Here is a 7,619-nt window from a genome sequence, read left to right as displayed (position 1 = left end):
GCGGCCACACCCGTTCCCATGCCGAACACGGAAGTTAAGCGCTTCAGCGCCGAAAGTAGTTGGGGGTCTCCCCCTGTGAGGATAGGACGCTGCCAGGCAAGATCGTTCCGCAATAGCTCAGTGGTAGAGCAACCGGCTGTTAACCGGTAGGTCGTAGGTTCAAATCCTACTTGCGGAGCCAATTAAGGCCCGTTGGTCAAGCGGTTAAGACACCGCCCTTTCACGGCGGTAACACGGGTTCGAATCCCGTACGGGTCACCATTTGGAGGATTAGCTCAGCTGGGAGAGCACCTGCCTTACAAGCAGGGGGTCGGCGGTTCGATCCCGTCATCCTCCACCATCTTTTTAATAAATAATCAAACCATATATGCCGGTGTAGCTCAGTTGGTAGAGCATCTGACTTGTAATCAGAGGGTCGAGGGTTCGAATCCTTTCGCCGGCACTCCTTGGGGGGGTAGCGAAGTGGCTAAACGCGGCGGACTGTAAATCCGCTCCCTCGGGTTCGGCGGTTCGAATCCGCCCCCCCCCACCAGGTTTGAGCCATTAGCTCAGTTGGTAGAGCATCTGACTTTTAATCAGAGGGTCGCAGGTTCGAGCCCTGCATGGCTCATTTTTATGCGGAAGTAGTTCAGTGGTAGAATACGACCTTGCCAAGGTCGGGGTCGCGGGTTCGAATCCCGTCTTCCGCTCCATATTATTCCCTTGACGGGGCCTTAGCTCAGCTGGGAGAGCGCCTGCCTTGCACGCAGGAGGTCAGCGGTTCGATCCCGCTAGGCTCCACCATTTGTTTTTTTCTTAAGTTACTTATGACTTAAGTTTTTTTTTGCCTAAATCCATGAACCATTCACTTGAGAGTACAGAGAAAGGCAGCCTGCCACCATTCAGGCTGCCTTTTTGTATGTTTATTCATCATTGTGTGAAGTTGAACCACGAGTTTGGTAGCGTTTACAATGAAGCTATAAACGTTCAAGGGGGAATGGGGATGAATTGGTCATATATTGAAGTACCGTTACGTTATGGACAGGGGAAACATGGCGTAGAGCAAGGTCCATCAAAATTACGGGCACTCGGATTGGAAACACTATTGCCAGCAGAAGCGAAGCAACAGACAATCCGTGTCTTACCTGAATCTGAAATGATTAACAGTGAAGAGCATTTGAAGCGGGTAGATGGAGTCTTATACACGGTGCAAGAACTCGCGGAGGTTGTCGATGCAGACATTCAAGCGAAGCGATTCCCGTTGATTGTTGGGGGCGATCACAGCATGGCAATCGGAACGCTGGCGGGTCTTGCCAAAACGGGGCCATATGGTGTCATCTGGGTCGATGCGCACGCTGACTTGAACACGGGTGAGACCTCACCATCAGGCAATATTCATGGGATGCCACTTGCTGCGGCGATGGGGATGGGAGATATCCGCTTGACTGAGGTCGGCGGACGTGAACCGAAACTCGCGCCCGAACATTTGGTGTATATGGCGCTTCGGGACATCGACGAAGGTGAAATTCGAGAAATCAATCGACTCGGTATTAAAGTAATCACGGTCGAAGAGATTCGGACACGGGGTGTCGATGTCATGATGGACGAGGCACTCGCTTATTTGCGCGCACGTGTGGATCGCTTCTATCTCAGCTTCGATATGGATAGCTTGGATGCGAAACTTGTTCCAGGCACCGGCACGCCAGTCGATCAAGGACTGACCGCCGAAGAAGGCAAAGCCATCTTGGCCGAAGTGATGAAGGCTGACGATTTGATTGCGGTCGAACTCGTAGAATTAAATCCATCGCTCGACCATGATGACACAACGGCCCAGTTGGCGTTCGAGTTATGTAAAACGATTTTGAAATCCAAAGAAAACCTGTTATTGGAAAGTGAAACTGTCTGACGACCTTACAGTTTCCGAGTCTGTTTGCTACAATGGACTTGGAAACTTTTTTTATTGTCATGCGATTTTAATGAAACCTACATAGAGACAAATCCGTATAGAAGGATGACCGCATAGGTTGCGGAGAGGGGAAGTGGACTGATGGAACGGCTGACCACCCGTTTAGTCGACGAATTAAGGTCGGGGAATCATGATTCGTTTGCTGAGCTGGTAGAACTGTACAAGGATGGTGTCTTTGCTGTCGCTTATAAGATATTATATGATCGTGGCGAAGCGGAAGACGCAGCCCAGGAGACGTTCATTCGGGCGTATACCCGGATTGATACGTACGATCCTCAGTACAAGTTCAAGACGTGGCTCTATCGCATTGCAACGAACGTCGCAATCGATCGTCTCAGAAAACGAAAGCCGGAGTATTCGATGGATGCCGAGATTGCGGGCACCGACGGCTTGACCTATCAGGACCATTTGGCTGATGAAGCACCCCAACCCGATGCCCAAGTCGTTCATCGCGAAATTCGAGGCGAGATGCATGACGCGATTAAGCAGTTGCCCGATAAGTATCGGATTCCGCTCCTGCTGAAGTACGTGGATGATTTATCGCTCAAAGAGATTAGCGTCATGATCGATATGCCGGTCGCTACGGTTAAAACAAGGATCTTCCGGGGAAGAGAAATGTTAAAGACAATCTTTCAAAACAGGGAGGGGTTCAATTGACTCCTGAAGAAAAAGTACAACAATATTTGGAAGATGGCATCCTGCCCGAAGAATCTGACGAACTACGTCACTTGTTGGAGGACGACGACTTATATGAAGCGTACCTCCAATACGAACGAATAGATGCCGAACTGAAGGCCTTACCACGGCCGAAACTATCCGATGATTTTACAGCCCGTGTGATGGCATCTCTACCGGACGCGAAAGCACGGGTCGAGGTCACACCGGTGACTCGATTTGATGAAAAAGTCCAGACGAAACGCAAACCACCATCCAAATGGATGACGTGGTTCCGTAAGCATCCAGGACTGATGGCAGCCGCCTTATTCTTCAGTTTGATGTCGAGCGCGACACTCGGCCTATGGAACGAATCGACAGAGACGATGACGTACACGAAAGTGCCGGGCATCGTTGTCACGTCGAACGAGGTCGTCATCCCGGAAGGCGTTACCGTCGAGCGGGATATCACGGTCCAAGGCGGGGACCTTCGAATTGAAGGGACCGTCAATGGGAACGCGACGGCTGTAAATGGTCGGGCTTATCTGGCTAGCGCTGGAGAAGTCACGGGAGAACTTGAGCAGATCGATCGGATGTTTGAGTGGATGTGGTATTCGTTCAAACAAATCTTCTAACGGAGACGCCGGAGACGGCGTCTTTTTGTGTTCGTTTCAATCTGGTTTCGTTTTATTGTCTAGCGATGCGCGGTTTCGGAAATGTGATATAATGTAATTTGCACGAATTGGCTAGGTAGTTGAGGAGGGGAGCATTTGCCGCTACTTGAACAGGTATCATTCTTATCATTTTTTAGTCTTTCAGAGAACGTACATTGGTACGATTATTTGAATGACGTTTTAGATATTGTCGTCGTCACGTATGTCATCTATAAGTTGATGATGATTGTACGTGGGACAAAAGCGGTCCAATTGATTAAAGGGATTTCCATCATCCTTGTCAGCTGGTTCCTCAGTGGGTTCTTTGGGTTGAAGACGTTACAGTTCTTATTGAATCAAATCATCACATATGGACTACTTGGAATCATTATCATCTTCCAACCAGAACTCCGAAGAGGACTCGAGCATTTAGGACGAACAAGTAATTTGTTCGGCCGAACGAGCACGAGCGATGAGGATAAGCAACGCCAAATGATCGAAGCGATCGTCAGTTCGGCGCAATACATGTCAAAACGTCGCATCGGTGCATTGATTGCGATTGAACGCGATACGGGCTTGAATGAGTACGTCGAGACCGGGATTCGCATGGATTCGCACATCACATCACAACTGATCATCAACATTTTCATTCCGAACACCCCGCTGCATGACGGGGCGATGATTATCCAGGACGGGAAAATTGCGGCCGCGGCTTGTTATTTGCCGTTGTCCGAGAGCCCGCACATCGATAAAGCGTTAGGGACACGACACCGGGCCGCCATCGGGGTCAGTGAAGTGACTGATAGCGTGACCCTCACCGTCTCTGAAGAAACAGGCGCCGTGTCACTCGCGATTGCCGGTCGTCTGTATCGAGAGTTGGATGAGGAGGCACTTCGCAATAAGTTGATCCAAGAACTCGTTATTGAAGAAAAAGAGACGACGCTCTCGTTCTTTAATAAAAAAGGGGGGGACAAGTAAGTGATTGATCAGTGGTTACAACATAAATGGTTTCTCCGCATCATCGCACTTGCTTTAGCCATCCTGCTTTATTTCATGGTCGCCGAAACGAGTTCGTCGACCAACTCCACGAATGCCCTCCCGATCGTCGGACAAAGTTCGATGACGCTCGACGTTCCCGTCGAAGTGTTCTTCGATGAGGTGCAGTACGTGGCATATAACGTTCCAGAAGAAATGAACGTTGAACTTCAAGGACCATCTAGCAGTTTAACGATGACGAAATTGGTGAAAGATTATCAAGTCTTCGTCGATTTAACGAATCTCGGGACCGGCTTCCACCGTGTTCCGGTTGAGGCACGCGGCTTTGGCGGAGACGTCAACGTCAAGCTCGAACGGGATACAGTAGAAATTTACATCGACCGTAAACAGACAATTGAAGTTCCCGTATCGGTCAACCTTTTGAACAAAGAGCAGTTGCCAGAAGGGAAAGTGGTTGGTGACGCCGATATTGAACCGGCAACGGTGAAAGTCTCGGGCGGTGCCAGTCGGATTCAAAACGTCAAAGAGATCACGTTGAACGTCGATGTCGCCAACCAAAGTCAAACGTTCACGCGAGAATTGACGCCGACGATTTTAGATGCGAACGGCAATCCGCTCAACGTGACTGTTGAACCGAACATCATCAGTGTGTCGGTCCCGGTCTACGAACAAAGTGCCGTCTTCCCGATCGAAGCAGTCACGACTGGTGAAGTGGCCGACGATTACAGACTTGTCGATACGTTGCTTGAAGAGACGGAAGTCCGTGTCTTTGCGCCACAAGACGTGCTCGATGCGATCGACACCGTGGAGACGGAGCCGATTGATTTAGACGGCATCGACAAGACCGGGAAAGTGACCGCCAATCTCGCTTTGCCAGAAGGCGCTTCATCCCTTGCGACAAAGCAAGCGGAAGTCCAATTGCTCGTCCGGGCTGCAGATGAGACGCGAGACGACACAGGCGAATTGACGGAACGGGTTCGCTTGACGGTCCCTGTGACCGTGCGGGGGTATGACCGGACCAACTTTACGCTCCAAGCGCCTGAAGTGATTGGAGTGACGTTGTCCGGGAAGCGATCCCTGTTGGAAAACATCACGTCGAACAGTGTGAGTGTGACCTTGGATTTGACAGGTCTCCCGAGCGGACTGCATGGGGTCGACGTCGATTATGAAGTACAAAAAGGTGTGACCGTCGTCTCACCGAAAACGATCGACATTGAGTTGACGAGTGTCGATGAACAAACCGAAACGTCCTCGATTCAATGAGGCGTTCAATCATACAAAAGTGAGGAATTGAATTCATGGGTAAATATTTTGGAACTGATGGAGTCCGCGGTGTCGCGAACTCAGAATTGACAGCAGAATTAGCATATCGTTTAGGTCGTGCGGGCGGCTACGTGTTATCGAAACACTTGCCAGCCGGCGAACAGCCAAAAGTTTTGATTGGCCGTGACACACGCATTTCAGGCCACATGCTTGAAGGTGCACTCATCGCGGGTCTCCTATCAATCGGAGCCGAAGTGATGCGTCTCGGCGTCATCTCGACGCCAGGTGTCGCTTATTTGACGAAGTCGCTTGATGCAACAGCCGGTGTCATGATTTCGGCATCGCACAACCCGGTCGCGGATAACGGCATCAAGTTCTTTGGTAGCGACGGCTTCAAGCTCGATGACGCGACAGAAGCGGAAATCGAAGCGATTTTGGATGCGTCGGAAGACACGTTGCCACGCCCGGTCGGGAAAGACCTCGGCTTTGTCTCAGACTACTACGAGGGTGCACAGAAGTACCTTCAAATGTTGAAACAGACGGTTGAAGAAGATTTCGACGGTCTCCATATTGCCCTTGACTGCGCCCATGGTGCAACGAGCGGATTGGCAGCCCGTTTATTTGCTGACCTCGAAGCGAACGTCTCGACGATCGGGAACTCGCCGAACGGCTTGAACATTAACGAAGGTGTCGGTTCGACTCACCCAGAGCACTTGGCGCAATTCGTTCGTGATAAAGGAGCGGATATGGGTCTTGCTTTTGATGGCGATGGCGACCGCTTGATTGCGATTGATGAGAACGGCGATATCGTCGACGGCGATAAAATCATGTACATTTGCGGGAAGTACTTGAGCGAGAAAGGTCGTCTCAAAGACAACACAATCGTTGCGACGGTCATGAGTAACCTCGGATTCCATAAAGCCGTTGAAGATGCTGGTATGACGGCGCTTCAGACGGCAGTCGGTGACCGTTACGTCGTCGAAGAGATGAAAAAACACAACTACACACTCGGTGGCGAGCAGTCGGGTCACCTCATCTTCCTCGACCACTCGACGACGGGAGACGGTATGCTCTCTGGCGTTCAACTCGCCCAAATCGTGAAGACGACAGGCCGCAAGCTGTCAGAACTCGCGGCTGAGATGCCGGTCTACCCACAAAAACTCGTCAACATCCGTGTCACGGATAAGAATGAAGCGATGAACGGCGACCGTGTGCTCGCGACGATTCAAGAAGCGGAAGCAGAAATGAACGGCAACGGCCGTATCCTCGTCCGCGCCTCTGGTACGGAGCCGCTCGTACGCGTCATGGCGGAAGCACCGACTTCGGAAGAATGTGACCGTTATGTCGAACGAATCGCACAAGTTGTCCGCGAAGATTACGGTGTAGAAGGATAATTCTGTCGAAATAGGGAATAAAACAAGGGAATCCGTCCTCGGGTTCCCTTTTTGTTTCCGTTTTGTCACTGTGAAATTATGTGATTTTCTTGACGAATGGAGGTGTGATTTGTACTATTAAGAGCGTGACCTTAGAAACGGAAGGACACCCAGTACGAAACAAGCGCCAGAACTCTTCGGAGTTGACGAGGTTGGAGGTTATCGAGTTTTCGGCGGATGCCTCCTAGTCGCCTGTCACGACTACAAGCAAACCCTCAAAACGCCCGGGCGACCGGACGGCCAAAGGGGAGCGCGTTGACAGCTCTTAGAAAAAGCCCGTTTCCTTTTTCGAGAAATCGAATATAGAGGAGATTTTTGTATGTGTGGAATTGTAGGAATGATTGGGAATACCGGAGCGAAGGAAATCCTTCTCAAAGGTCTTGAAAAACTCGAGTACCGCGGTTACGACTCGGCAGGTCTTGCTTTGATGCATGATAACGTGAACGTGCATAAAGAAGTCGGCCGGATTGCTGCGCTACGCGAAGTCGTCCCAGCAGAAGTAGATGGCACGATTGGAATCGGCCACACACGATGGGCAACACACGGGGTGCCGAGCGTGCCGAACGCCCACCCGCACCAGAGCACGACGGGCCGCTTCACGCTCGTCCACAACGGTGTCATCGAGAACGACGAACAGATCAAGGCGACACTCGACGTGCCGTTCCTCTCGGAGAC

The 7,619-nt window shown here is 50.9% G+C and carries 6 protein-coding genes, 8 tRNA genes, 1 rRNA gene and 1 pseudogene; all 16 read left to right on the top strand.

What is annotated here, in order from left to right:
* Positions 1-98: ribosomal RNA gene (rrf, locus tag KNP72_RS15530) — 5S ribosomal RNA — on the top strand; the annotation flags it as partial.
* 8 nt (positions 99-106) lie between these two features.
* A tRNA-Asn gene (locus KNP72_RS15525) sits at positions 107-181 on the top strand.
* 5 nt (positions 182-186) lie between these two features.
* Positions 187-261: transfer RNA gene (locus KNP72_RS15520), tRNA-Glu, on the top strand.
* Between the two features lie 3 nt (positions 262-264).
* Positions 265-340, top strand: a tRNA-Val gene (locus KNP72_RS15515).
* A 29-nt stretch (positions 341-369) separates the two neighbouring features.
* Positions 370-442 (top strand) — tRNA-Thr (locus KNP72_RS15510).
* A gap of 6 nt (positions 443-448) precedes the next feature.
* Positions 449-532 (top strand) — tRNA-Tyr (locus KNP72_RS15505).
* A 5-nt stretch (positions 533-537) separates the two neighbouring features.
* Positions 538-610: transfer RNA gene (locus KNP72_RS15500), tRNA-Lys, on the top strand.
* Positions 611-617: 7 nt separating this feature from the next.
* Positions 618-692, top strand: a tRNA-Gly gene (locus KNP72_RS15495).
* 15 nt (positions 693-707) lie between these two features.
* Positions 708-783, top strand: a tRNA-Ala gene (locus tag KNP72_RS15490).
* Between the two features lie 199 nt (positions 784-982).
* Positions 983-1,885, top strand: a complete 903-nt coding sequence (rocF, locus tag KNP72_RS15485; RefSeq protein WP_214834402.1) for an arginase — start codon at positions 983-985, stop codon at positions 1,883-1,885.
* A gap of 141 nt (positions 1,886-2,026) precedes the next feature.
* Positions 2,027-2,602, top strand: coding sequence for an RNA polymerase sigma factor SigW (gene sigW / locus KNP72_RS15480; RefSeq protein ID WP_114166576.1), 576 nt, complete (start codon positions 2,027-2,029; stop codon positions 2,600-2,602).
* Positions 2,599-3,234, top strand: a complete 636-nt coding sequence (locus KNP72_RS15475; protein WP_214718853.1) for a bactofilin family protein — start codon at positions 2,599-2,601, stop codon at positions 3,232-3,234. Before sigW ends, KNP72_RS15475 begins: the two co-directional genes overlap by 4 nt.
* 135 nt (positions 3,235-3,369) lie before the next feature.
* Entirely contained in the window at positions 3,370-4,230 is an 861-nt protein-coding gene (gene cdaA / locus KNP72_RS15470; RefSeq protein WP_214834399.1) for a diadenylate cyclase CdaA, read from the top strand.
* The gene (locus tag KNP72_RS15465; protein WP_214834396.1) at positions 4,231-5,511 is read left to right on the top strand and encodes a CdaR family protein; all 1,281 of its coding nucleotides are present in this window, start codon (positions 4,231-4,233) and stop codon (positions 5,509-5,511) included.
* A 35-nt stretch (positions 5,512-5,546) separates the two neighbouring features.
* Complete coding sequence (glmM, locus tag KNP72_RS15460; protein WP_214834393.1) at positions 5,547-6,905, top strand: phosphoglucosamine mutase; 1,359 nt, start codon at positions 5,547-5,549, stop codon at positions 6,903-6,905.
* 358 nt (positions 6,906-7,263) lie between these two features.
* Positions 7,264-7,619: pseudogene (locus tag KNP72_RS15455) on the top strand (glutamine--fructose-6-phosphate transaminase (isomerizing)); the annotation flags it as partial.

It is taken from the genome of Exiguobacterium sp. s152, from assembly GCF_018618335.1.
In the GTDB taxonomy this organism is placed as follows: Bacteria; Bacillota; Bacilli; order Exiguobacteriales; family Exiguobacteriaceae; genus Exiguobacterium; species Exiguobacterium chiriqhucha.
Note: the sequence above shows the minus strand (reverse complement) of the source record. Positions and strands in the feature narration are given on the sequence as shown.